The sequence below is a fragment of the Bacillus sp. UMB0893 genome (assembly GCF_002858905.1).
Lineage (GTDB): Bacteria > Bacillota > Bacilli > Bacillales > Bacillaceae > Bacillus_P.
In genome coordinates this window covers 223,739-246,794 of record NZ_PKLB01000007.1, presented here as the reverse complement: position 1 = coordinate 246,794, position 23,056 = coordinate 223,739, and the positions used below count along the sequence as shown (strand labels likewise).

Annotated in this window: 28 protein-coding genes and 2 pseudogenes; 6 read left to right on the top strand and 24 right to left on the bottom strand. The window is 37.8% G+C overall.

Features of this window, described 5'->3' with window-relative positions; all coding sequences use genetic code 11:
* Positions 1-85: 85 nt before the first annotated feature.
* The 4 genes from thrS to CYJ36_RS16720 all read right to left on the bottom strand — a co-directional run bounded on the left by thrS (position 86) and on the right by CYJ36_RS16720 (position 5,329).
* Positions 86-1,990, bottom strand: a complete 1,905-nt coding sequence (thrS, locus tag CYJ36_RS16735; protein WP_101568395.1) for a threonine--tRNA ligase — start codon at positions 1,988-1,990, stop codon at positions 86-88.
* A 914-nt stretch (positions 1,991-2,904) separates the two neighbouring features.
* Complete coding sequence (locus CYJ36_RS16730; RefSeq protein WP_101568394.1) at positions 2,905-3,612, bottom strand: nitroreductase family protein; 708 nt, start codon at positions 3,610-3,612, stop codon at positions 2,905-2,907.
* Positions 3,613-3,730: 118 nt separating this feature from the next.
* Positions 3,731-4,144 (bottom strand): RrF2 family transcriptional regulator, encoded by a 414-nt coding sequence (locus CYJ36_RS16725; protein ID WP_101568393.1) that lies wholly within the window; start codon positions 4,142-4,144, stop codon positions 3,731-3,733.
* A 231-nt stretch (positions 4,145-4,375) separates the two neighbouring features.
* Positions 4,376-5,329 carry an iron-hydroxamate ABC transporter substrate-binding protein gene (locus tag CYJ36_RS16720; RefSeq protein WP_101568392.1) on the bottom strand — a complete coding sequence of 318 codons (954 nt, stop codon included), beginning with the start codon at positions 5,327-5,329 and terminating at the stop codon, positions 4,376-4,378.
* A 129-nt stretch (positions 5,330-5,458) separates the two neighbouring features.
* On the opposite strand from CYJ36_RS16720, the gene CYJ36_RS16715 reads away from it, so the two are divergent.
* Complete coding sequence (locus CYJ36_RS16715) at positions 5,459-6,436, top strand: HD domain-containing protein (RefSeq protein WP_101568391.1); 978 nt, start codon at positions 5,459-5,461, stop codon at positions 6,434-6,436.
* Positions 6,437-6,452: 16 nt separating this feature from the next.
* Here CYJ36_RS16715 and CYJ36_RS16710 read toward each other — a convergent pair whose 3' ends face one another.
* The 13 genes and pseudogenes from CYJ36_RS16710 to CYJ36_RS24105 form a co-directional block, all read right to left on the bottom strand.
* The gene (locus tag CYJ36_RS16710) at positions 6,453-6,680 is read right to left on the bottom strand and encodes a DUF2651 family protein (protein WP_101568390.1); all 228 of its coding nucleotides are present in this window, start codon (positions 6,678-6,680) and stop codon (positions 6,453-6,455) included.
* Between the two features lie 107 nt (positions 6,681-6,787).
* Positions 6,788-7,408: a hypothetical protein gene (locus CYJ36_RS16705; RefSeq protein WP_101568389.1), complete on the bottom strand. Its 621-nt coding sequence runs from the start codon at positions 7,406-7,408 to the stop codon at positions 6,788-6,790.
* An 87-nt stretch (positions 7,409-7,495) separates the two neighbouring features.
* Positions 7,496-8,305 (bottom strand): alpha/beta fold hydrolase, encoded by an 810-nt coding sequence (locus CYJ36_RS16700; protein ID WP_101568388.1) that lies wholly within the window; start codon positions 8,303-8,305, stop codon positions 7,496-7,498.
* Between the two features lie 123 nt (positions 8,306-8,428).
* Positions 8,429-9,115: a hypothetical protein gene (locus CYJ36_RS16695; protein ID WP_101568387.1), complete on the bottom strand. Its 687-nt coding sequence runs from the start codon at positions 9,113-9,115 to the stop codon at positions 8,429-8,431.
* A gap of 30 nt (positions 9,116-9,145) precedes the next feature.
* Positions 9,146-9,943 carry a toll/interleukin-1 receptor domain-containing protein gene (locus tag CYJ36_RS16690; protein WP_180850390.1) on the bottom strand — a complete coding sequence of 266 codons (798 nt, stop codon included), beginning with the start codon at positions 9,941-9,943 and terminating at the stop codon, positions 9,146-9,148.
* Between the two features lie 297 nt (positions 9,944-10,240).
* Positions 10,241-10,771, bottom strand: coding sequence for a small multi-drug export protein (locus CYJ36_RS16685; protein ID WP_101568385.1), 531 nt, complete (start codon positions 10,769-10,771; stop codon positions 10,241-10,243).
* 172 nt (positions 10,772-10,943) lie between these two features.
* Positions 10,944-11,630 carry a GNAT family N-acetyltransferase gene (locus CYJ36_RS16680; RefSeq protein ID WP_101568384.1) on the bottom strand — a complete coding sequence of 229 codons (687 nt, stop codon included), beginning with the start codon at positions 11,628-11,630 and terminating at the stop codon, positions 10,944-10,946.
* Positions 11,631-11,751: 121 nt separating this feature from the next.
* Positions 11,752-12,375, bottom strand: coding sequence for an FMN-binding negative transcriptional regulator (locus CYJ36_RS16675; protein ID WP_101568383.1), 624 nt, complete (start codon positions 12,373-12,375; stop codon positions 11,752-11,754).
* Positions 12,376-12,514: 139 nt separating this feature from the next.
* Entirely contained in the window at positions 12,515-12,715 is a 201-nt protein-coding gene (locus CYJ36_RS16670) for a cold-shock protein (protein ID WP_070877768.1), read from the bottom strand.
* Between the two features lie 409 nt (positions 12,716-13,124).
* Positions 13,125-13,250: pseudogene (locus tag CYJ36_RS16665) on the bottom strand (YjcZ family sporulation protein); the annotation flags it as partial.
* A gap of 99 nt (positions 13,251-13,349) precedes the next feature.
* A complete protein-coding gene (locus CYJ36_RS16660) occupies positions 13,350-14,138 on the bottom strand; it encodes a GNAT family N-acetyltransferase (RefSeq protein WP_101568381.1) in 789 nt (262 codons plus the stop codon).
* Between the two features lies 1 nt (position 14,139).
* Positions 14,140-14,526, bottom strand: coding sequence for a VOC family protein (locus CYJ36_RS16655; RefSeq protein ID WP_101568380.1), 387 nt, complete (start codon positions 14,524-14,526; stop codon positions 14,140-14,142).
* A 328-nt stretch (positions 14,527-14,854) separates the two neighbouring features.
* The gene (locus CYJ36_RS24105; RefSeq protein WP_219621113.1) at positions 14,855-15,046 is read right to left on the bottom strand and encodes a hypothetical protein; all 192 of its coding nucleotides are present in this window, start codon (positions 15,044-15,046) and stop codon (positions 14,855-14,857) included.
* A gap of 157 nt (positions 15,047-15,203) precedes the next feature.
* Here CYJ36_RS24105 and CYJ36_RS23770 point away from each other — a divergent pair, with 157 nt between their 5' ends.
* A complete protein-coding gene (locus CYJ36_RS23770) occupies positions 15,204-15,359 on the top strand; it encodes a hypothetical protein (RefSeq protein WP_180850389.1) in 156 nt (51 codons plus the stop codon).
* Positions 15,360-15,426: 67 nt separating this feature from the next.
* Here CYJ36_RS23770 and msrB read toward each other — a convergent pair whose 3' ends face one another.
* Positions 15,427-15,864, bottom strand: a complete 438-nt coding sequence (msrB, locus tag CYJ36_RS24865) for a peptide-methionine (R)-S-oxide reductase MsrB (RefSeq protein WP_374702825.1) — start codon at positions 15,862-15,864, stop codon at positions 15,427-15,429.
* A gap of 45 nt (positions 15,865-15,909) precedes the next feature.
* A pseudogene (gene msrA, locus CYJ36_RS24860) lies at positions 15,910-16,374 on the bottom strand (peptide-methionine (S)-S-oxide reductase MsrA); the annotation flags it as partial.
* Between the two features lie 194 nt (positions 16,375-16,568).
* Here msrA and CYJ36_RS16645 point away from each other — a divergent pair.
* Together CYJ36_RS16645 and CYJ36_RS16640 are read left to right on the top strand one after the other, a co-directional pair.
* On the top strand, positions 16,569-16,976 hold the full coding sequence (locus tag CYJ36_RS16645; RefSeq protein WP_374702824.1) for a MarR family winged helix-turn-helix transcriptional regulator: 408 nt from the start codon (positions 16,569-16,571) through the stop codon (positions 16,974-16,976).
* A 120-nt stretch (positions 16,977-17,096) separates the two neighbouring features.
* The gene (locus CYJ36_RS16640; protein WP_101568377.1) at positions 17,097-17,345 is read left to right on the top strand and encodes a DNA alkylation repair protein; all 249 of its coding nucleotides are present in this window, start codon (positions 17,097-17,099) and stop codon (positions 17,343-17,345) included.
* A gap of 70 nt (positions 17,346-17,415) precedes the next feature.
* On the opposite strand, the gene CYJ36_RS16635 is transcribed toward CYJ36_RS16640, so the two are convergent.
* Positions 17,416-18,216: an alpha/beta fold hydrolase gene (locus tag CYJ36_RS16635; protein WP_101568376.1), complete on the bottom strand. Its 801-nt coding sequence runs from the start codon at positions 18,214-18,216 to the stop codon at positions 17,416-17,418.
* Between the two features lie 136 nt (positions 18,217-18,352).
* On the opposite strand from CYJ36_RS16635, the gene CYJ36_RS16630 reads away from it, so the two are divergent.
* Both CYJ36_RS16630 and CYJ36_RS16625 read left to right on the top strand, forming a co-directional pair.
* Positions 18,353-19,114, top strand: a complete 762-nt coding sequence (locus CYJ36_RS16630) for a DUF4397 domain-containing protein (protein WP_101568375.1) — start codon at positions 18,353-18,355, stop codon at positions 19,112-19,114.
* 170 nt (positions 19,115-19,284) lie between these two features.
* Positions 19,285-19,500, top strand: a complete 216-nt coding sequence (locus CYJ36_RS16625; protein ID WP_101568374.1) for a hypothetical protein — start codon at positions 19,285-19,287, stop codon at positions 19,498-19,500.
* 51 nt (positions 19,501-19,551) lie between these two features.
* Here the strand turns inward: CYJ36_RS16625 and ypmT are convergent, their stop codons facing one another.
* The 4 genes from ypmT to CYJ36_RS16610 all read right to left on the bottom strand — a co-directional run bounded on the left by ypmT (position 19,552) and on the right by CYJ36_RS16610 (position 23,037).
* Positions 19,552-19,749, bottom strand: coding sequence for a protein YpmT (ypmT, locus tag CYJ36_RS23410; RefSeq protein WP_142382719.1), 198 nt, complete (start codon positions 19,747-19,749; stop codon positions 19,552-19,554).
* A gap of 11 nt (positions 19,750-19,760) precedes the next feature.
* Positions 19,761-20,879 (bottom strand): S1C family serine protease, encoded by a 1,119-nt coding sequence (locus CYJ36_RS16620; protein ID WP_101568373.1) that lies wholly within the window; start codon positions 20,877-20,879, stop codon positions 19,761-19,763.
* A gap of 15 nt (positions 20,880-20,894) precedes the next feature.
* Positions 20,895-22,043, bottom strand: coding sequence for an FxLYD domain-containing protein (locus CYJ36_RS16615; protein WP_101568372.1), 1,149 nt, complete (start codon positions 22,041-22,043; stop codon positions 20,895-20,897).
* 409 nt (positions 22,044-22,452) lie between these two features.
* Complete coding sequence (locus CYJ36_RS16610; protein WP_101568371.1) at positions 22,453-23,037, bottom strand: YpmS family protein; 585 nt, start codon at positions 23,035-23,037, stop codon at positions 22,453-22,455.
* Between the last annotated feature and the right edge of the window lie 19 nt (positions 23,038-23,056).

Genomic DNA, 23,056 nt, shown 5'->3' with positions numbered 1-23,056 from the left:
CTAAAAAAAGGACATAAACTATATGAGGAAAAGATGAGAGAAAAGTCCGAAAATAAGTCATTAATATAGTTCTATTTACATTTTATTAACCGAGCTCCCTTTTTACTATTTTTTCTAACAGAACTTCCTTAAACTGTTCAAATTTCATCTTTTCAGATTGCTTTGCGCCATGCCTCCTAACACTCACTTCATGATTATCGACTTCCTTATCTCCAACCACCAGCATGAAAGGAACCTTACTCTTCTGTGCCTGGCGAATTTTCAAATTAAACTTTTCATTTTTGCGATCAAGACTAACTCTTATGCCGATCTTTTTCAGTTCATTTTTTATTCTTTCTCCATATTCAAGATGCACGTCAGAAACTGGTACAATTGCCACTTGGACTGGAGCAAGCCAAACAGGAAATACTCCCGCAAAATGTTCAATCAAAATTCCGAGAAATCTGTCAAGTGAGCCTGATATGGCCCGATGGATCACGACTGGTCTTTGTTTTTCATTGTTTTCATCAATATAGCTTAAATCGAATTTTTCCGGCATATGAAAATCAAGCTGAATTGTCGCACACTGATGGCTTCTTTCGATGGCATCTTTTATGTGAAAATCAATTTTTGGTCCGTAAAAAGCTCCATCGCCTTCGTTTAAGTGAAAAGAAATTCCAAGATCTTCAAGAACCTTCTTTAATGCATGTTCTGCATTCTCCCAAAGCTTATCCGAGCCCATCGCTTTATCTGGCTTAGTTGAAAGCTCAACGGAATAGTCAAATCCGAACGTACGATAAACTTTATCAATATGATGAATCACTCTCATTATTTCAGCCTTGATTTGATCGGGTCTTATAAATAAATGAGCATCATCCTGGCAAAAAGTGCGGACACGCAGCAGTCCATTAAGCGCTCCGCTGTATTCATGACGGTGAACCTGGCCAAATTCTGCAAGCCTGATCGGAAGGTCGCGATAAGAATGATGCTGATTTTTAAAGATCATCATATGTCCCGGACAATTCATTGGTTTTAAAGCAAACTTTGTTTCATCCACCTCAGAGAAATACATATTTTCATGATAATGATCCCAGTGGCCAGATTGTCTCCATAGTCTTTCATTCATCATGTAAGGAGTCTGTACCTCACAATAATCAGCTTCAGCCTGAACCTCACGGAGAAACCGCTGAAGCTCATTTTTCATAATTTGGCCATTTGGCAAAAAGAATGGCATACCTGGCGCTTCCTCTGAAAACATAAAGAGCTCCATTGCTTTTCCGATTTTTCGATGATCACGTTTTTTCAGTTCCTCCATCTTTTTTAAGTGATGCTGGAATTCTTTTTCACTTGAAAAAGCAACACCTGAAATCCTCTGCATGATATGGTTTTCTTTCTCACCTTTCCAATAAGATCCTGAAACTGCAGTTAGCTTGAACGCTTTAATGAATTGCGCTGAAGACAAATGCGGCCCGCTGCATAAATCTATAAATTCGCCATGTTTATAAAACCAAAACGAATGGTTTCCAGCTGAATCATTTAAAACTTCAAGCTTTAACGATTCCCCTTTTTCAGCAAGCAATGCTTTAGCTTCCTCATTTGAGAGTTCGAATCGTTCAACTTCATGTTTTTCGTTCATGATTTTCAGTATTTCATCTTGAATCGAACATAATTCTTCTTCGCGAATAGTGTGCGGCAGCTGAAATTCATAGAAAAAGCCTTTTTCATCATAAGAGTCACACCCTAAAATCGCCTTTCCATACAATCGTTTTACTGCTTGCGCTAAAAGGTGTGCAGCCGTATGATTCAGAAATGGAAAACGTTCACGAGAATCGATTGTTATGATCTCAATCTCTGAGTCATCATAAATCCTCTCGCTCAAACTCACCGCTTTCCCATCCACCTTTGCTCCAATCGCTATATTACCAAGTCGATTGCTTATTGAATAAGCCATGTCACCCACTGAAACACCTTTCTTAAATTCTTTCTTTTCACCATTAAAACGAATCTCCATCTTTACCACTCCATTTCATTAAAATAAAAAAACGCACTCATCCCTTAAAAAGGGACGAGCGCGTTTACCCGTGGTTCCACCCAGATTCCCATTCATTCTGACAAACGAATGGCTCCAGCGCTTTAACGCAGCGTCTGCGGCATGGCATTTCCTCCATGCAGTTCAAAGGCGGTAAGTTCATTTTTCTGCATTAGGAAGATCTCAGCTTTTCTCCCCTCTCTGTGAACCAGATAAAATGCCTCATGTCCTCATCCATACAATTTTATAAAAAAAAAAACGCACTCATCCCTGTAATAGGGACGAGCGCGTTTACCCGTTGTTCCACCCAGATTCCCATTCATTCTGACAAACGAATGGCTCCAGCGCTTTAACGCAGCGTCTGCGGCATGGCATTTCCTCCATGCAGTTCAAAGGCGGTAAGTTCATTTTTCTGCATCAGGAAGATCTCAGCTTTTCTCCCCTCTCTGTGAACCAGATAAAATGCCTCATGTCCTCATCCATACAATTTTATGAAAAAAAAAACGCACTCATCCCTGTAATAGGGACGAGCGCGTTTACCCGTGGTTCCACCCAGATTCCCATTCATTCTGACAAACGAATAGCTCCAGCGCTTTAACGCAGCGTCTGCGGCATGGCATTTCCTCCATGCAGTTTTAAAGGCGGTAAGTTCATTTTCTGCGTTAGGAAGATCTCAGCTTTTCTTCCCTCTCTGATAACCGTTTAAAATGTCTCATGTCCTTTTCATTACTTTTCAGTTAATTATTTATGAGTTTATAATACATTCCAAGTGAAATCAACTGCTTTTTTTAGATTATTCAGATGGATCATTTTAGTTCCAATAATTCTTTATTTATTCTTTGGATCATTCAGCTCGCAACTCCATCTTTTTCAAGAAGGGTTGAGGAAGACAATCTTTAATATTTATTCCACTGGAGGATGTCATCAAGCGGAAGACGTGTTTTTGGAAATCCTGCTTTTGTTCCTTTACCAAGTGAGATGAGCATTACCGGTTCGAAGTTTTCTGGCAGATTGAAAGCTTCTATAAATTTGCCGGCGTCATATCCGCCCATTGGCACCGTGTCATAGCCTTTAGCTTTTGCAGCAAGCATAAGCTGCATTGATACAAGTCCACCATCAATCATAGCAATTTTTGACAATCGCTCTGCCGGAAAGTTTCCGTAATTCTGAATGATGCTGTTTACATACGTCTCTTTTACTTCTTCTGTCATCACACCGTTTTTAACCAGTTCTCCGTAAATCCGATCAGCGTTCTTATAAGCTTTTGTATCTCCAAGAACAGCTATTACAACAGAAGCATCAACAATTTGCTGCTGATTGTTAGCAATAGGAAGCAACTCTTCCTTTGCCGCTTGATCATCGATTACAAGAAATCTCCACGGTTGAAGATTGGAAGACGATGGAGCTGTGATCGCCGCTTCTAAAATATCCCGGATTTCACTTTTTTCCATTTTGAACGCAGGATCATACTGGCGAACAGATCTGCGCTCTCTCGCTACTGTAAAGAATTCTGTATCGTCTAGTACTTTAGGCTTCTCTGCATTTACATCCAAATCTTTCACTTTATTTAAATATTCTTCCTTGCTCATTGTTTTCTTTGACATTTTGTATCTCTCCTTTTAACTGTAATATTTACAGGAACAGTATATTCCTGAAACTGTTCTCACGTCAAGTACAGTTAATTAAATAAAAAAAACGAAACATTTCGTTCCGTTTTCTCTTTTATTTCATAAGTAAATCAGCTATTGTTTTTTGCTTTAACCCATCAACGATCCAGCTTTCCATTTCATTTCGAAGTTCAAATAGCGCGGTCCTCGTTGTAGAGTCAAAGCATTCTTTGCTCTCAATGCATAGAAAACCTTTAGTGAAAGGCTCAGCTTTCATCGCATCATAGACTTCCGCAAGTGTGATATCACCCGGATCTTTTACAAGAGAATAACCGCCATCCCTGCCTTCTTTCGCTTGAATCAAACCGGCTTTTACTAAGTGGGTTAAAATCTTTCTTAAAAAGGCCGATTGAGATTCAAGCTTCTCAGCTATCTTTCCGCTCGGACAAAGTCCTTCATAATCTGCAAGAATTATCAGTGCCTGCAGCGCCATACCAAACCACCCAGTACTTGAAATTTTTTCAGCCATCTCTTCTCACCTCTTTATCCATGTCTATTTTGAAGGATTAAAATTTGAAAGTCAAAGACCGTTAGAAAAAATATGACTGCAACTTTAATTACCCAGCTACCTGCCACTCAATATTTAAGCTAACTTCCTCACTAATAGGAGAATTTTCTGGAAATTAACAATTTCTTTCCATAATATCTGCATCATTTGATCCTAAAAAAAGAGACAGAAATAATTCCTGTCTCTCCTCCATTAGCTTTTCGTTAAATTCTCAACAATAAACTCTAGTTGTCCCTCTAATGAAATTGGATCGTTAAAATAGAAGCCGATTGGGTGAATTTCAAAGACACGGTCATTTTTAACAGCAGGAAGGTCTTTCCACATCTGACTGTTGTACGTTTTCGTTCCGTCATCTTCAGCTGACCATGGACTTGTGAAAATGTAGTCACCAGCATATTCCGGCAGCTTTTCCAATGAAAATTGCGCATAGCCTGCGCCGCTGTCAATCGCTTCTTTTTGAATAAGATCAGGTGCCTTTAAATCAAATTCTTCGTAAAGAATCTCTCCTCCACGTCCAAATGTAGATCCAAAAACGTTGATGCCTTTGTCATATGGCTGGATTAAAGCAACGGTTTGATCACCTACAGCTTTTTCAACTTCCGGCTTTTCTTCTGCAATTTTTTTGTCCCAGCTTGCAAGCCATTCATCCGCTTTTTCTTCTGTTCCAGTCATTTTTCCGAACTCTTTCAGCTGTTCTTTTGTATTAAGTGCTGAATATTCAATCGCAACAGTTGGTGCAATTTTCTCTAATTGATCGATGCCCTCGTAAGTTGTCCAGGCAATAATTAAATCTGGTTTCAGTTCAAGAATTTTTTCTGCAGAAGTGCCATCGCCGATGTTTTCTGTACCTTTTGTTTTTCCTTCAAAAAAAGGATTATCAAATACATTTTGAGGTGCACCTACAGGCTGAATACCGAGTGTTAAGAAATGTCCATAATAGCTGTCAGCTACAAGCACCACTCTTTTTGGATGTTTAGGAATCTTCACATCTCCATTTGCTGCTTTATATGTAATCGTCTCTTCTGTTTTCTTTTCAGAAGAAGAGTTTTCTTCTGTTTTCTCCTGATTCCCGCATGCTGCCAATATCCCTATGACGAACAGTGCACAGATTAATCCAATAATTCTTTTATGAAATTGTCCCTTCATGCTGGTTCCCACTTTCTGAATTGAGTGATAAGGATTATCATTATCATTATATCAATTTTTTTTGAATAGTAAACTATTTTTTAAAAAAAAGATAGCCCCTATGATATTCTTAGGTTAGGAGTTGAGCACATGATTATCAATGATAGCGTTTATGGAGAGTTTAAAGTTGAAGGAATTCTGGAAGAACTGATAAACAGTAAACCAGTTCAAAGATTAAAAGGCATTCACCAAGGAGGAGCAAGCTACCTGGTGAATGAAAAATGGGATGTAACTCGATTCGAACATTCCATTGGCGTGATGATTTTAATAAAGAAGCTGGGCGGCTCATTGGAGGAACAGATAGCAGGATTGCTTCACGACATCTCACACACAGCATTTTCACATGTGATTGATTTTGTTTTAGAAAATAAAGAAGAAGACTATCATGAAAAAATATATAAACATGTCGTTGAAGATTCTGATATTCCATGGATCCTGCATAATAGCGGCTACGACTATAAAGAAATCCTGTTTGACGATTCAAAATGGACTTTACTTGAACAGCCTGCCACTGAATTATGTGCAGATCGAGTGGATTATACACTGAGAGATATGCATCAATATGGATACATTTCCAATAAAGAAGTCCAGTTTTTCCTGGATAATGTATTCACAAAAGACGGGAAAATGGTTCTTCTCTCAATTGAAGCAGCTGAATGGTTTACAAAAATCTATTACAAAGAAGTCATTGATTTCTTTATGGATCCTCTAAATATATACGGATACGACTCTTTGGCGAAAATATTGAAATGCGCATTGAACAAACAGATCATTAAACTTGATGATTTGCTTGGCACTGATCAAGAAGTAATGGAAATTCTGAATTCTTCACACGATTATGAAATAAAGCAGCTGGTAAATCAACTGCATCGCAGAAAAATTGTTAAAGAAGACCAAAACGACTACGATTTACATCGAAAGACTAAAATCAGACTCATCGATCCCCCTGTTCTTCATAATGACAAATTGGTCAAAGCATCCTTATTATCGGATAAAGTAAAACTGATGAATGAAAAAGCTTCTAAAAAAGCTGCGGAGGGAATGTTTGTAAAGGTCATTTCTCCTTAAGAAATGACCTAAACGATTACTTCTTTTTAATAAATTTCACAATCAAGCTGACAACAATTGAAAGTATAGTGTAAACAATGACCCAAATGAAAAAAGAATCGTTAAATAATGTAAATGTTAACACACTAAACAAAATGAGGACAGCTATCGGCATGATATACCACTTTTTCAGCAAAAAGCAGCTTGCTGCAGATAGAACGGTGACAATGATTGGGCATATGATCAAAACAAAAACGAATTCCATTAAGACACTTCCCTTCAGCTATAAAGGCATTAACCTGTTAAATAATCCCCTTACTATCAAAGAAATCTTTTTTTGAACATAAAAAACACCAATCCTGTATTGGTGCCTTAAGAAGCAAAATAAGATTCATTATTTTTGTAGATCATATACCGCTGCAGCCCTCTTGTTTGTTCAAATGCCTTTTTCGCATGCTCTATTGCTAAGGTTTTATTTCCTTGCTTCTCAAAAATTTCTGCATAAATACTTTCCTTCATCCATCCCTGGGGCAGCTGATCCGCAATTTCACGCGCTTTATTTAATTGCTTGGATTCAATTGCAATAAAAGCCTCATAATACAAACGATACGACGCTTGCTTTATCGCTCTTACATTTTCCTTTGCAGCCTGTAAATCCTTTTTGTAAACCGCATAAGTTGTGTTCAATAACGCCTGTCTATATGAGTTTTTGTATTTGGCATTGAATGCTGCTAGTGCTGTTTCTGCTTCAGCATCCTTGTTGTTGGCTATTGCGTAATAGAGCTGATACATCGGATTTTTTTGATGTTTTATTAAGTATTTTTCCGATTTTTTAACATCCTTCGAAAATAGAATTGGACTGATTTGTACATACATATATCCCCCCATTGAAACGATCAGCAGCAACCCTATCAATGGAATGGGAGCTTGAATGGTCCCGAGCAAAAAGCAAAGCAGAAAAATAAATGTGTAGAATAGTACGTGCATTTTCAAAAAATGATGCCTCCTCTTTATGTACACTATCTTGATGATACTCACAATAGAGGAAGTTATCAATCTGAATTAGCCATTTTACTGCTCTTATTCTAAAAATCTTACCAGTTCCCTATTAAACTTTTCCATTTCATCATAAAACAAACCATGTCCGCTGTACTTGAATGGTACAAGCTCAGAGTCTTTAATTCCATCATTCATTAGCTTGGCAAAAACAAATGGACATACTTGGTCTTTCATCCCATGAAAAATGGCGGTTGGAACGTTAATTTTCCCTAAGTCATCGCGGAGATCTTCATCTCTCAGCGAAACGGCAGAAAGAGCAGTTCCGTGACCTGATGCTTCAAGTCCTAAGTCCTGGAACCAGTTCTTAAAGCTTTCTGTAATGTACTTCGCAAAAAAAATTCCGCCAAATCCTGTAAGCATTTCAGGCCGGTCTTTGTAGGTTTGTTCAATGAGTTTGTTTACCTCGGTTTTTGACATCCCATATGGATAGTCAGGACGTTTTGTGAAAGATGGTGCGGCTGCGCCAAAAAGTGCAAGCTTTGACACTTGATGACCTGCATGGCGCGCCATGTAGCGAATCGCAATAGCCCCGCCCATAGAAAATCCGGCTAAAATGACGTCTTTTAGCTGCAAAGCGTCAATCACCGTCCGAACATCATCAGATATTCTGTCATAGGAATAGCCTTGCCATGGTCGGTCTGATTTGCCAAAACCGCGGATGTCGATTGCAATGCATCTAAAACCTTGCCGTGGCAGCTGATTAAACTGATACTCGTACATTTTATGGTTGACAGGCCATCCATGGAGAAAAAAAATGACGCGGCCATCTTTCGGACCAATATCCTCAACAAATAAATTGACATCTTGTTCTACTTTTACGAAATATCCCATATAAATTCCTCCCAATATAATAAAAAGCTGTGTGCCCATTAATTGTTGTTTCTCTCATTTAGACTTTGTACGACTTTCATTAAGATATGTTTGAGAAAAGAACCAATAAAAAAGAGCTGTTTCTTAAGAGAAATAGCCCTTTTGCTTATTTTTTTTAAGGGCAATATGGCTTGGATAATTTTGTTCTGTCATGGAGATCCATTCAGACACTTCCTTGAGCATGCCCTGTACTTGCTCTTCTGTTAGGCCTTCTTCAGCAGCCCTGTACCAAATGTCTTCCATGATTGAACTTAGATTACGAGGATAGGAGACATGATCATGACGAAGTACATAGCTTAAAATCGGTTCAGCATCTCTTCCAGCCTGTTCGCTCTGTGACATGTGCTGAATGAGCCAGCCCTCTTCATTTCGAATTAGTGTATATCTATCATAATGCCCCCACTTACGTGTATAGACATCCAAGTGAAAGGTTTTGCCAAGTGTCTGATCCTCCGGTTCATCATTTGCGTTAATATTATCCAAATAGTTAAGCAATTCTTCTACAGGACGAACGTGGTGATAAAACTCTGGATGCTCAGGCTTCATCCCCCGGATACGAATGGTTTCACGGTGAAGTTTTGGTTTTGGATCAAGTGTAAGATGCAATTTATGGGCAGTCGAACCCATTTCCTCATAGACCTTCTCGATTTTCTCGTAGGATTGACTTCTTCTTTCTTCCCTTGTTAACGATAGAAAATCTAGAATCTCTGCTACCTTCACTTTCAATAGCTTCCGCAGTTTTTTCTGCTCTGGACTTAATTCAACTCTCATCGCCATACCTCCACTTCCAATCTATCACCATTACCAAACATCCCTGCTGTATTTTAAATCTATTTTTTCATTTTGGTGCAAATAAGGTTCATATTTTGAATCACCGATCTTCACAGATAAAAACGCGATTTTATTCTCAAGGCTGTATAATTTAATTTCAGCAGGCTGAAGGGTGTACTTGAAAGACACTCCATTTTCATCAAACAGCTCCATTTTCAAAACATCGAGCTGAATATCATGGTCTTCGGGATTCTTTAATCGCAGTCTAATCTGCAGGCTAAGACTATCTTTAGGATCGATACGGATCCCCTCTACACTGCAGGCGATCAGTTTTTTGTCTCTTTTTTCATCGTCGGCAATTTGATTTATGTTCCGAATTGCCTGCTCGCATATCTTGACTAAGAACGTGCCAGGCTGCTTCTCAAGCTTAAAAACCTCTCTGCTGCTTTCAAGAAATTCATACAAACGATCCAAATCGTTCAGCTTGAATGAAACTTGATTCGGATTTATTGCACCCTTCATTTCTTTATAATCAAAAGCAGGTGTTAATATAGCCGTGTATTTTTTATTTAAGATCCAGCATGCTCCCATTTCATTTAAGCACGCAGCACTTTTATAGTAATGATCAGACAGCACATAAATGACCCATGAGTTGCCGCTTAATTTCTTATGAAGATAATCGTAAATATCTTCATCATTTGGAATATGATAGCCGGGATATGAACTGCATACAATATTCGGCACCTTCATCATCGTCAGCAAGTTAACCAGTTCTCGGACATAGGCTTCATCACGATGAGCATGACTGATAAAAATAGTATCGATCAATAGCAGGGTCTCCCTCCCTCATTTATTACTTCAGAAGAAAATAGAGCGTGCATTCATGGAAATTATATTCACTCTATTAGAGAGATATGATTGATCAAAGCTAGTAAACTGTATTTAAAAGAATAAGCGTCCTTCTTTTTAGAAGAGACGCTTTCATTATGTATTGCAATCTTACTTGTTTTATTGCTCCGAATAGATAAGTAATCACAGTAGGTCTTATTGTCGAAATCTGAAAGATAAACAGACTGTCAGTTTGTTTTTCCGGGTTAACTGATTGTTTTATTTACAATCGTGTCCTTATTTCTCCAGGAAGTCTTTTAAAAAGCCTTCATACTGTCCTTCTGCAGTCAAAAAGTCTGCACCAAGCCACGTCCCAATTCCTGCAGCTGCTGACCAGATGAGCAAGCTCGCAAGCATCCATCCTGTAACGGCTGTTCGTTTTGACCCGAATCCCATACTTAAAAATGCAGCCAAATGGGATCCTACTAAAAGAGGTCCAATAATCGTCAGACCTGGCAATCCAAACCGTTTCCATAGTTTTTTAGCTCTCTTGGACCGCTTAGTCTCATTTTCTTCTAGCGTTGCTGCTTCTTCGTTTATCACAATAGGATCTTGTTTCTTCATCTTTCTCTTTTGAAGCCAAATTTTCACCTTTTCAATAAGCAAAATGAGCAATACGACTGTAAACGCATTCCCTAAAAAAGCAGTAATGGTCACTGCAATCGGCGAAAGTCCTGCTAATATCCCTATTGGAATGACACCGTAAACCTCAAACAGCGGAATGGCTGCCATAATAAAAACAACTGCATACGCAATAAACGTTTCCATTTAAATTCTCCTCTATTAACTTATTCAAATGCAATCACTTTCTTACTTACGTTTTAACTAAACAAAAAGTTCCAATACTAGAGTGACTCTTGAAAAGGTTTTGAACGATTAAATTGGAACGGCAACAAAAAGAACAGCTATTCGCTGTTCTTTTTGTTTTGGACACAAGAGTTTAAAAGCTGGTGTTAATCTCCATTTTCAACAAACAATTTTCAAGCAGATGCCTATCTATTTTATTTACATTAAAGTATTTTTCCTTGTACATGGCCTTCACTATTTCTTTGATTTCTTCAATAGAAAAATGATCTTTGCCGATATGTTTGGAATAAAGATGCAAAGGTACATGTTCCCCATCTTTATGTAATGGAGGCTGTATATATTCAATGTCTTCAAACAGAATATAGTTATTTCTTTCAAAGAAACGATTTCTTTTTACACAGTCCTCTTTTTCTTCTGCAGTATGTACTGCCTCCAGTTTTTCTGTTTCTAAAAAAATCGTTTTTAAAGAAGGATATCCAGCCAATTTGGCATCTTTGTTAAGGATTTCTTCGATTTTCAATAGCGTTTTTGATCCTAACCCCTTGCTTCTTATATGAGGATTTATACATATGTAAACGATAAACCCTGAATTCACATCTGCTAAATAGTGTGCAGTTGCAAATGAAACTAGCTGCTCTCCTTCTAACCCAATCAAGAACCTAAAAGTATTTGGAAAGCTGATGTTAGTGTATTTAAAACTTTCGGCAACTACCTGATGAGGTTCTCTTACATCGACCGGAAACGATTGATCGTAAAGTTTCAGGGCATCTTCCAGGTAAGTTGTGTCCTCAAATGATATTTCTTCCCATCTAATATTCATAGCTATTTTCCTCCAATCTACCATAAATTCACATATTTACTTCACAATCTGCAATGCAGCCAGAAAGCAGCACAAGAACTAGAATCAAACTGCAAAATCCACTCACATATGGATACATTTGTTAAGATTCACTATCATTCACGATTGTTTCCTTCATAAGTCTTGCAATGTGCTTCGCATTTTCGCTTTTCAATTGTTCAAGCTGTTCTATGACTGTTTCTCTGCGTTTGATTGAATGATTTTGACTAAGTTTCCTTTTGCCTTCCATCTTAGTGATTTTTATTCTGAATCCAACAATCCCTTTGCTTAATCCTTTTATGTATGCAGGATCTGCTTTATCTAATTCGTACGAACTGTCTGGTTTCTCATAGGTGTCCACCAAATCTTGCAGGGATTTCATGAGTTCCTGTTCACTTTCAATCATTTCAGCTTCTCCATAAACATGTACAGCTGTATAATTCCAAGTTGGAACGGCAGTGTTTGTTTCATACCACGAAGGTGAAATATAGGAATGTGGACCATGAAAAACAGCAAGAACCTGCTGATGTTGCATGTCTTTCCATTGTGGATTCTGTCGGGCAACGTGACCAATTAAAACTTCTTCAGCTCTGTCTAAAGCAAGCGGCAGATGTGTAGCAAAAGGGATGCCATCAAGCAGTGAAAATAGAGTAGCAAAGCTATTCTCTTCGATTATCTTGTAGATTCCTTCTTTTTCATTTAATTTAAAATGCTTTGGAATATACACTTGAATCCCCCTTTAAGGCACACTGCTTTTAGTGTGCTTCTTTCAAATCTACCATCATCTTCCACACCGAACAACAAAAACGAATAATAACACAAAAAAACAGCCCTGATTGAAGGGCTGCCCGGACGTTTTATATGGATTATGCTTTGCGAACGTTAGTTGCTTGAAGTCCACGTTGACCTTGCTCAGTTTCAAATGTAACTGATTGGCCTTCTTCTAATGTTTTGTAGCCTTCGCCTTGAATAGCTGAGAAATGAACGAATACATCTTCTCCACCTTCAACTTCGATGAATCCAAAACCTTTTTCTGAGTTAAACCATTTTACTTTACCTTGTTCCATTTTTGTTGCCTCCTAGTGTGTAAACACACATTGTATTACTATTCTTGTTCATGTTCATTTCAATCAAGACAAAAGCCGTTTGAAAATTATCATTCGAACAAAAATAATTCTCTCTCATCATAACAGTTCGACATATGAATAGCAATTTTATTTCAAATTTTTCCTATTAAAACGAAAAATAGGGAATTAATTCCTATATTTAAACCGTTTTGTTCGAGGTTTTTCACCATCAACCCAAACTCTTGACCTACCTTTTACCCCAGAAACAATGCCTCTGTCATCTTTTCATATTGTTGTATGGAATAGCACAAGACCAAGAACTACTATCTAATAAAACCATCGGCCGTATTTAATGGATTTTTTTAAAAAAATAAAAAAGCCCCATAAGAGAGGCTTCTTTCATAGCGTACTAGCAAATATAAGCTGAACCAACAATAATTAACAAAATAAACAAGACAACAATCAATACAAAGCAGTTTCCATGCCCGCCGTGAACCGGATAAGAAGGATATGCACATCCGCAGTCATAACCGTACATTTACAAACACCTCTTCATTTGAATTTTCTTTACAGACTACTTTATGAAGTGGGTGGCTGTCCTGTATGTGCATTCGCCCAATTTCCTGTAAAAAAATCATGATGAAGATTTATTAGCTAAATTTTTAAAAATATTTTCCTGTTCTAACACCTTTACAAAGCCGAGTTTTTCATAAAAAGCTCTTGACGACGTTTCATTTACAGTAACAAGATATGCAAACTCTGCACCTAATCGTTTCGATTCATTCAAAAGGCTTTTCATAAAAGATGTGCCATAGCCTCTTCGCTGGTACTCATCTAAAATGGCCACTTCTTCTATCTTGACAATCTTAGAAATAGGAGATATATAAAGCTCTGCGCTTCCAATTGGGACTCCGTTTTCATAGCAGACAAACAGTCTGATTTGCTTTGACTGATAAAATGGTTTTTTCCGCTTCAATTTCGTGTTAGCAAAACCTGCATTAATATGCCTGGCATCATATAATTCCATCGCACGGCACGCATCCCGAAGTGCTGCACCTTCTCCAACTTTGGTAACGATTCTGCTGCAAACATCCAGAGATTTTAAATCGTGCAAGTAATATAAATCAAGATCACAAAAGTAATCATCCATTGTCAATGAATACATCATTTTTTTATCGACTCTTACATTAAAGGGCAATTTTACATGTACGAATGTCCGATTCAGCGCCTTATGGGATTCCGCAAGCACTTCTCTTAGCAGGATCGGATGATAAGGTGTTGTCATTTTAGTAAAATGATGACTGTACATTCCTTTTAGAGAGTCATCTTTAAATGTTCGAAATAGCGCTGTATCCGTCACATCACAAAACAAACGCAAATATTCTTCTTCTGCTGCATCCAGCTCATTTATGAAATTTATCATATTAGCTTTTCATCGGTTCGAAATATTCAATCCATTCGCCGTCTGGGCCTCTAAAAAAGAGGTATTTCGCACCATTTGGCAGCGTAGTAATGTCTTCATAAATGAACTCAGCCTGCAATTCGCGGAGTCTTTCTTTTTCTCCTTCAATTTCACTTACTTTAAAAGCAACATGATGAACCTTCCCTTCTTCGGGAAGATCTGGGTTATATCCTTCGATCAGTTCCACAATAATCGAATCATCTATTCCTAAAAATGCAAGCTTCATTTTTTTATCTGTATGTAAAAATCGGTCAATAAATTGCAATCCAACCACTGTCTGATAAAATTCAATTGATTTCTCTATGTCCTTTACTTGAATTCCAACATGTTCAAATCCCTTTATTGCCAAGGTTACCCTCTCCTTCTCTTTTATTAAAGCTCTAAAAACATTGTTGCTTTAGCTAGGACCTGAAAAATCGGTTTTTTTGATTTTTCAATGAATTTACGGCTTCCAAATTAGTCATGTATCTTCAAATTCAAGGAAAAGAGCACACCATTACTTAGTCCATGTGAAAAATCCCTGCGCAAAGCAAAATCAAGGCAAACACAGCCTATGTTAATAAAAGTATATCAAATTCCTGTCATTCTATCACATATCTTTAAGCTTATCTGTTCATTCAAGTAAAGGTAAACGAATTGCATAATCCATACTCTTCCAGCCAAATACTAAGACAAAATCATACAGTGAAGGTATTTTTGCTCATAACAGCAAGGGTTTTATTATTAATTGCTTTTATATTGCCATGGCTATCGCTTTTCTTTCTCAGAAAAGAAACGACCAAAAGGTACATGCCTGTTGTCATTTTAACAGCTTTAATCATGACCATCGTTTTTAAATCGCCTACACATATGATTGGTGGACCATTCACAGGTATATCGTTCCGTGGGGCTATATGACCCGACGTAAGTTTTGCCTATGGTCTTTATACAGTTGGTACTCTATGGATTTTTATACTGACATACCATAAATTTTCACACTATTTTCTTGCAAATTTGGTTCTGGATGCTTTTTTATGTTTTATAGGTTTGAAATGGCTCGAGATGCTTGGAATCGCTTCGTTTCAAATAAAAATGTGGCAATACTATCTGATTGTGTTTGGTATATCATTTATTATTTATGGCTATCAAAAGTGGCAGGAAGGTATTTTTAAGGACGTGACGATTCCTGAAAAAGACTTTTAATTTGAATAAAATCTGTTATTCCCGCGTAAAAAAAGACATCACATTGGATGTCCTTTTCACCTTAATTTTACTGAAACAGCACGGTGTATTTTCCATATCCTTCTTTTTCAAGATCTTCCTTTGGAACGAATCTAAGTGCTGCAGAATTGATGCAGTATCGAAGTCCGTTCGGACCAGGTCCATCGTTAAACACATGGCCCAAATGGGAATCTGCTGATTTGCTTCTAACCTCTGTCCGAATCATGAAATGAGAGAAATCTTTCTTTTCAATGACTTCATGCTCCCCAATCGGCTTTGTAAAGCTCGGCCAGCCGCATCCGGCGTCGTATTTGTCCGTTGAACTGAATAAGGGTTTTCCAGATACAATATCTACATAAATGCCGTCCTGTTCATGGTCATAATATTCGTTTTGGAATGGACGCTCCGTACCATTATTTTGTGTTACTTCATATTGGATGGGCGTTAATTTTTCTTTTAGTTCTTTTTTGTCCCAATGATCTTTAATATAAGCATCACGCCCTGAGCCTTTACGGTATTGATTATATCTTACAGGGCTTTTTTGATAATATTGCTGGTGATATTCTTCTGCTTCATAAAACGGCTTAGCAGGCAGAATCTCTGTTGCAATCGGTTTTTCAAAGCGACCGCTTTCCGAAAGCTTTTTCTTAGACTCTTCTGCAAGCTGCTGCTGCTCTGGCGAGTGATAGAAAATGGCAGTCCGGTAAGAGTCTCCGCGATCGTAGAATTGACCTCCTGGATCTGTCGGATCGATTTGCTGCCAAAAAAGCTCAAGCAATCTCTCGTATGGAAATATTTCTGGATTAAACGTAATTTGCACAGCTTCATAATGGCCGGTTGTTTCTCTGCAAACTTCTTCATAAGTCGGGTTTTCTTTATGCCCTCCTGTGTAGCCTGATGTTACTTTTTCGATTCCAGGTAATTCGTCAAATGGATGTACCATGCACCAGAAGCATCCTCCAGCAAATGTGGCAAGCTCTGTTATTTTCTCACTCATCTTGTTTCCTCCTCGGCATGTATCTATGTTCCCATTATAACATCTCCATATTTAAATCCCAGAATTCAGCTCTCTGCCTGTTTTTCTTGACATTCTTAGCTTGTTTCATTACATTTAATTAATGTTTACTAACGTGTAGGCTTTTTTCCCTAATGTTTGGTCTGGGAGGTTTTGAAGTGGAAAATCGTGAAGAAATGATGTACGAAATGGAATCTTTAATGAGGAACGTCGTCCGTCAGCTAAGAAATGAAATCAATCTTGTTCTCAGCAACGTTTTATCACGCAACGAATTTATCGTTTTAAAAAGTTTAAAAGATAATGGACCGCTTAATTCGACAGTTTTAGCAAAAGAGCTCGAAGTGTCGGCAAGTCATATTACGACCGTAACGGATTCCCTGATTGCTAAAGAGCTTATAACAAGAAAAAGATCAGATAATGATCGAAGAATTACAGTTATTGAGCTAAGTGAAAAAGGTCATCTCGTTTTAGCCGAATTTGAAAATAAAAAAACCGAATTTTTTTCAAAACGGTTTCAATGCTTTACAGATGAAGAGCTTTATCAGCTGATTAAATTGTTCGGCAAACTGGATCGCTCTAAATAAAAGGGCTGTTTCCGCAAAGGAAAAAGCCCATTCCCTTGTTTTAGAATAGACCCAAGTAAAAATACATAATCCTTCCTTGTTATGGAAAAATAATGATAAATAACAAGAGGAGGTTTCGTAATGACTGCACCTTATCTATGTCCGAATTGCAAAACAAATCGAACAAGATTTAATTTAATCGAACAGTCACCAAAGTCGGTTAAGCTTGATCCTCAGTCCGGCAGCGTTATCCAAGAATTCACACAAGAATCTCTTGATCCGTTTCACATTGCCTATAAAGGACCGGCTTACAAAGTACAGTGCGGTGTGTGCGGTTTGATTGAAGATGAGCTTACATTTGTAAAGCTTGCAGAGCTGAATCAAAAGTAAGAAAAAGGCCTTCAGGCTCTGCAGAAAGTCCATACTCATCACAAAAAAGCGCTTAGTATCTAAGCGTTTTTTACTTTTTTCCGTTTTTCTCCAGAAATTCAAAAATGATGCCTGTTAGCTGATCAGATTCTTCCAGCATTCCCATATGTCCGCTTTTTTCCAAGGTTCGTTCCATAATGTGAGCACCCTTGTGCAAAAATGTTTTTTCAGGAGGGATTACCTGATCATTTCTGCCGGCTATGAGCAATATCGGTAAATCCGGATTCTGCAAAACCTTTTGACGATCTCCACGATTTTTCATAGCCTGCAAAGCTCCGATTGCTCCATATTTAGAAGTTTTATTGCCTATTCGTTGTGCAAATTGGATTTCCCCATCAAATCTTTCCAAATTCTGAGGAGCGAATAGTTTAGGAATCAAGTCGTGAACAAATGGCTCAATACCTTCTTTCTCAATTCTTTCCATTCCCTTCACACGGTTTGCTTTTCCAGCTTCATCATCAGGCAGTGCGGTTGAATGAATAAGAGCAAAGGAGTGAAGCATTTCTGAAAAACGTTCCGCAAATGCAAGTGTGACATAGCCCCCCAGCGAATGTCCGATAATTGTTGCTTTTTCTACATCAAGAGCTCTAATCAATTTTGCGATATCATCTGCCATTTGTTCGATTTGATATTCATCTTTTGCTGTACTGGAGGAACCATGTCCCCTTAAATCAACAGCAAGTACACGGTGCTTTTTTGAAAGATCCGGGATGATCTTATTCCAGTATTCATGACTCCCGCAAAAACCGTGCAGCAGTACAATACAATGGCCTGCCCCTTCATCCGTATAAGAAAGTGTGACTTCCCCTACGTTCTGATCAAAATACGCCATTACTCATTCCTCCTTGTTTAGATCTCACGTGTATGCTTCCCTGCTTGTTTCGAACTAAAACATGATCAAAATCTTGTGACATTCACCCATCTTTTTTCATATGTTAATTACGAATTTAAAGATGGGAGTGCGGAACATGAATGAAACGAATAAATATGCTGAAAAAGCAATGAAATATGACATGCTTGCTAATTATTATAAATATTCAGATCCAGAAAAGCACGTCATGTATTATCAAAAACATTTATATGCCATGCAAAATTGGATGCACAGCATGCAATTCCAATCCGCTCGGATGCCACAGACGCAATTAGAGCCTGGAATGTCAAAAGTCCGTGTGATTCATGCTTCACCTGACGCTCCGGCTGTAGATATTTATGTCAATGGAAAATTGACACTGCAAAATGTAAAATTCAAGCAAATCAGTGACTATCTTCAATTGCCTGCCGGGCAATACCGTATTGACCTGTACGCCGCAGGAACAACGAACCGTCCTGTCCTGACAGATATGTATATGCTTCTTCCAGGAATCACATATACTATTGCTGCAGCTGGGAATCTTTCTGCTTTAAGGCTTATTCCTTTCGTCGACAGAACTTTCGTCGCTGCCGGAGAATCAAGTGTAAAATTCATTCACTTATCTCCCGATGCTCCCGCAGTAGATGTAGCAGTAAAAAATGGAGATATACTATTCAAAAACGTTCCATTTTTAGAAGCTACTAAAAATGTGAAGGTGGAACCAGGAAGGGTTGATTTAGAAGTTCGAATTGCCGGAACTGATAACGTCGTTCTGACTGTTCCAAAAGTGCAATTTAAAGCAGATACAGCTTATACTATTTTTGCAGTGGGCTTCGCGAACGGAACGCCGCCATTAGAAGCGTTAATCGCGATTGGGTAATATATTTAGGTATTTTAACAAAATGTAAAAATAATAAGCAAATGTAAAAAGCATGTTCAGTTTTTGTAAAATTGACATTTTTTCTCCAAAAATCGATTATGATGAGTTTGACCAGCTGACAGGCCGGTTAAAAATCTCATTCAGATAGGTTACAAGGGAGGAAAAAGAAAATGAAGAAAGACATGCTATTAAAAGTTGGGGCTTCTTTATTGGCTATATCACTAATGACTGCTTGTAACGACACAGAAACAGACGCACCTGAAGAAGATACAACAACTGAAGAGGGTACAACTGAAGAAGGTACTACTGAAGAAGGTACTGAAGAAGGTACTGAAGAAGGTACTGAAGAAGGTACCGAAGAAGGCACTGAAGAAGAAGGACAATAATATTAAGAAGATATACGAAGAGGAGGCTCCAGGCCTCCTCTTTGTAACATATTAGCCTTTTTGCCGGCTGCTTTTTTCATCTTTTAAATGAAGAGAGTATATAGCGGCGCTCAAGAAAATTGTGCTATAGGAAACATTCAAAAAGACTTCATCCATTTTTTCATCTACATAAGCCAAGTAAGCGATTCCCCCAAAATATAGGGAAATAAACAAGCCGATAATACTAAATAAAAAAAACCCGTTCTTCACTGCACTTCACCTCATTTCTTTTTCTTTTCTGCCACAATCTTCGCCTGCTCATTTTCATAAGCCACAACAAATGATGCTCTATATGTTTTTTCAGCTATTTTTCCGTCTGCTTTTTCCTCAGCTGTTATTTCTGCATTGACCTGAACATTTTCGCCTTTTTTGTCTGTTTGAAGATCAAGAATTTTAATCGAAGCAAGGTTTTTGAACTGATTTCGAAAGGCTTCATATGTCAATTCAGATTGCCAGCTGCTGCCCAATAACGAGTAGGCTGTCACAAAATCATGAAAGTCTAGACTCTCTATGTAATAGCTTATGAGATAATCAGCTGTTTCTAACTTTTTATTTTCACTTATTTCTTCAGAATCGTCAAGACCTATATCTGCAGGCAGGGACTTCATCGGATTTTCAGACCAGCTTTCAGCAAGCGGAAGAATATCTTCTATTGGAATGCTAAAACCAATCTCTCCTTCTTCCATTTTCGCAGAATTCATACCAATAACATAACCATTTTCACGGTCCAGCAGAGGTCCGCCGCTATTTCCGGGTGCTATCGGTGCAGATATTTGATGTACCCCTTTATAAGTATACGGCGGTAAATCAAAGTCTCTGTTCGTTCCGCTTATAATTCCTGTCGTCACTGTGTTTTGCAATCCAAGCGGACTCCCAAGCGCAAGAATTTCCTGCCCTAGCTCCACTTCAGCATTTGCAGAGATTCTAACAGGATCCTGTTCCTTTAATCCTTCAACTCTTACTAATGCAACATCTGTTTCGGTACTGATTCCAATGACTTCCCCATTATATCCCTTTGCATCAGTCGTTCTCACTTTAACATTTTTTTCACCAGCTACGACATGTGCATTCGTGAGTACATCTCCCCGGTCATTATAGAGAAATCCCGAACCAACTGTTCCATCTGCAAGTTCGACCATGACGACTTTTTTTTGGGTTTCCCTGATGATTTCTTTTAAATCCAATTGTGTTTTCTGCTGTTCTCCATTCTTATCCTGAAGAATTTCAGACTCGGCAAAAACTCGATCTGATGCTTGATTTTTCATGTATAAATATCCGTAAATTCCTCCCGTTATTATGATCAGAGTAAGTGTAATACTAATCAGCCAGTTTTTTTTCATAATCCTTCCCTTCTCCTAATTCGCAAACCACGATATATTTTTAATCTTCAACGTTATTTTTTCATTAACCCCGTATGTAATATGCTCAAAATCAGCTTCCATTCCAGGTTTTACTTCATTAGGATAAACGTTCGTTTTCCCTTTCTCAATTTCTTTTCCTTCTTTATTCAAAACTGTAAATTGAACGGTTATCGAATGAATAGGATGACTGGAAGTATTTATTATTTTCCCGGTTGTTGTTGCATCGCCGAATTCGTCAACCTTGACCTCAATGTTCGATATGTCAATTGCCTCTGCTTTCAAGCGCTCTTCCTCTTTGGCTGCAGATACAGCTTTTTCAATTCTTTTTTGTTCAGCTTGCTCAAATGATGCTTTTTCAGAAATGATTTTTTCCTTTAATGATAGGAGTTTTTCATTATCCCCGTCGTATTGAAGAGCTTTATCCACTGTCACAATGGCAGAATTAAATTGCTTATTAGAGAGGTCCTTCTCCGCTTTTACCGAGCCGATCATCACCATTTTGGATTGAATTTGTTCTTTCACCATGTCTGCTTCAATGTCATCAAGCACTGATACAGTTTTCAGCTGCTCAGCAAGCTCATCAATGGAATTTAGTTTATTTATTTGCTGTTTGACTTCCCCAACCGTCACATTCACATCTGCTTTTATTAGATCTTTTTGAATGGTGCTGAATAAAGGCGAAGAGTGAGGACTTACTATTCTCGTAAGGGTTTCAATTTCCTTTGCAGCTTGTTCCAAATCGTTATTTTGGATAAGTTCATTGATGTAATCCATATCCTGATGATAATCTTGAATGCGTGTAATTAAATCTTTTTCATTCTTCAGCACTTCATAATCATTTCTTAAGCTGATGCCCTTTTCTGCATATTGCAGTGCTTTGTCAAAGTTACCTTTTAAAGCTGATTGCTCTGTTTTCTTTTGCAGGGCAATGACTTCTTCATTTATTGCTGCCTCGTAATGATATCCAGCCAGCAATAGACCTGAAACGAAAACAAGACTGGCTGCTGGAAGAATGTACAAGACTCGTTTTGATGTTCGAGATAAGTTTCGTTCTTGATCATTCATATATAATTTTTTACCGCAGTTTGGACAGTAATTTGAAAATCCATCAATTTCCGTTTCACCGCAGTGAAGACATTGCATCGGGGCATCCTCCTATACTGGCAGATTTTATCCTCTTTATTCCGACATTTTCTTCTATAAGTATACATGGTTCGCAATATATCTACTATTTGAACAGTTTTTAATTAGCAAAAAAGGTCATACCAAATACCCGCAACTTACTAATTACACAAAAAGAAAAGGTTTACTTCAACCGCTTCCAAAGAGATTCACTCTGCATCCTTAAATGATTTCCATAAAAATATGAATGAAATTCATTTGAATGTTCGATTATTATGCCATTTGAATCATTTTCTGCAAAAGTGCATGAGCATTGTTTCAAAGTAAGGTTTGCAGAATCGCATACCGTATTTATTCTTAGCTCTCTATTAAATATAGTGATAAAAATAACACCTTTTCCTAAATGGAATAAGGTGTTACCCGAACGTAATCAGTCCTGCAAGTCCATTGGAACAAATAACTTAAATTTAATATCATCATTTTTAAGATCAAACGATTCTGCTTTAGCACGCAAATTATTTTTAAATTTCAGCTCAGTAATTTGAACGTCTATGCTTTCATTTTTAGGATCAATATATACATACTCAGGCAATGGATATTCCTTTTTAATATAGCTCATTACATATGGAACCGGGATTGGCAATCGGCCGATAGATAACCGTTTCACTTTAAGGAGCATGTTTCCGTCCTCTTTTACTTGAGGATCAAATGATAGTGTGAGGTCAATTTCTTTATTGAAGGCCCTTACCTTTCCAAATAAATTGACTTCTTCATCTAGTTCCACACGATAGTTTAACTCATCAGCTCTTGCTTCTTTTACTAAGTAATAGTTTATCAGCTGATTCAAGTCTTTTTTAGAAGAGCTAACTGTAAATGGAATTGTATCTGAGTTTATTTTCTCAGTTGATTCCGTCTTTGGCCGTTCGGCTGGAAGAAACGGTGAAACCACTACAAAGAGCAAAAAAATAAGGTTTAAGCTTAATAAGGTGATAAAGGCTATTTTCCATTTTTTCATTTCATATCATCCAATCTGA

Excerpts from the sequence above, each read along its gene's own strand:
- thrS (WP_101568395.1), bottom strand. The coding sequence starts at position 1,990 with ATGGAGATTCGTTTTAATGGTGAAAAGAAAGAATTTAAGAAAGGTGTT.
- CYJ36_RS16730 (WP_101568394.1), bottom strand. The coding sequence starts at position 3,612 with ATGTCAAAGAAAACAATGAGCAAGGAAGAATATTTAAATAAAGTGAAA.
- CYJ36_RS16725 (WP_101568393.1), bottom strand. The coding sequence starts at position 4,144 with ATGGCTGAAAAAATTTCAAGTACTGGGTGGTTTGGTATGGCGCTGCAG.
- CYJ36_RS16720 (WP_101568392.1), bottom strand. The coding sequence starts at position 5,329 with ATGAAGGGACAATTTCATAAAAGAATTATTGGATTAATCTGTGCACTG.
- CYJ36_RS16715 (WP_101568391.1), top strand. The coding sequence starts at position 5,459 with ATGATTATCAATGATAGCGTTTATGGAGAGTTTAAAGTTGAAGGAATT.
- CYJ36_RS16710 (WP_101568390.1), bottom strand. The coding sequence starts at position 6,680 with ATGGAATTCGTTTTTGTTTTGATCATATGCCCAATCATTGTCACCGTT.
- CYJ36_RS16700 (WP_101568388.1), bottom strand. The coding sequence starts at position 8,305 with ATGGGATATTTCGTAAAAGTAGAACAAGATGTCAATTTATTTGTTGAG.
- CYJ36_RS16695 (WP_101568387.1), bottom strand. The coding sequence starts at position 9,115 with ATGAGAGTTGAATTAAGTCCAGAGCAGAAAAAACTGCGGAAGCTATTG.
- CYJ36_RS16685 (WP_101568385.1), bottom strand. The coding sequence starts at position 10,771 with ATGGAAACGTTTATTGCGTATGCAGTTGTTTTTATTATGGCAGCCATT.
- CYJ36_RS16680 (WP_101568384.1), bottom strand. The coding sequence starts at position 11,630 with ATGAATATTAGATGGGAAGAAATATCATTTGAGGACACAACTTACCTG.
- CYJ36_RS16670 (WP_070877768.1), bottom strand. The coding sequence starts at position 12,715 with ATGGAACAAGGTAAAGTAAAATGGTTTAACTCAGAAAAAGGTTTTGGA.
- CYJ36_RS16660 (WP_101568381.1), bottom strand. The coding sequence starts at position 14,138 with ATGATAAATTTCATAAATGAGCTGGATGCAGCAGAAGAAGAATATTTG.
- CYJ36_RS16645 (WP_374702824.1), top strand. The coding sequence starts at position 16,569 with ATGATGTACGAAATGGAATCTTTAATGAGGAACGTCGTCCGTCAGCTA.
- CYJ36_RS16640 (WP_101568377.1), top strand. The coding sequence starts at position 17,097 with ATGACTGCACCTTATCTATGTCCGAATTGCAAAACAAATCGAACAAGA.
- CYJ36_RS16635 (WP_101568376.1), bottom strand. The coding sequence starts at position 18,216 with ATGGCGTATTTTGATCAGAACGTAGGGGAAGTCACACTTTCTTATACG.
- CYJ36_RS16630 (WP_101568375.1), top strand. The coding sequence starts at position 18,353 with ATGAATGAAACGAATAAATATGCTGAAAAAGCAATGAAATATGACATG.
- CYJ36_RS16625 (WP_101568374.1), top strand. The coding sequence starts at position 19,285 with ATGAAGAAAGACATGCTATTAAAAGTTGGGGCTTCTTTATTGGCTATA.
- CYJ36_RS16620 (WP_101568373.1), bottom strand. The coding sequence starts at position 20,879 with ATGAAAAAAAACTGGCTGATTAGTATTACACTTACTCTGATCATAATA.
- CYJ36_RS16615 (WP_101568372.1), bottom strand. The coding sequence starts at position 22,043 with ATGCAATGTCTTCACTGCGGTGAAACGGAAATTGATGGATTTTCAAAT.
- CYJ36_RS16610 (WP_101568371.1), bottom strand. The coding sequence starts at position 23,037 with ATGAAAAAATGGAAAATAGCCTTTATCACCTTATTAAGCTTAAACCTT.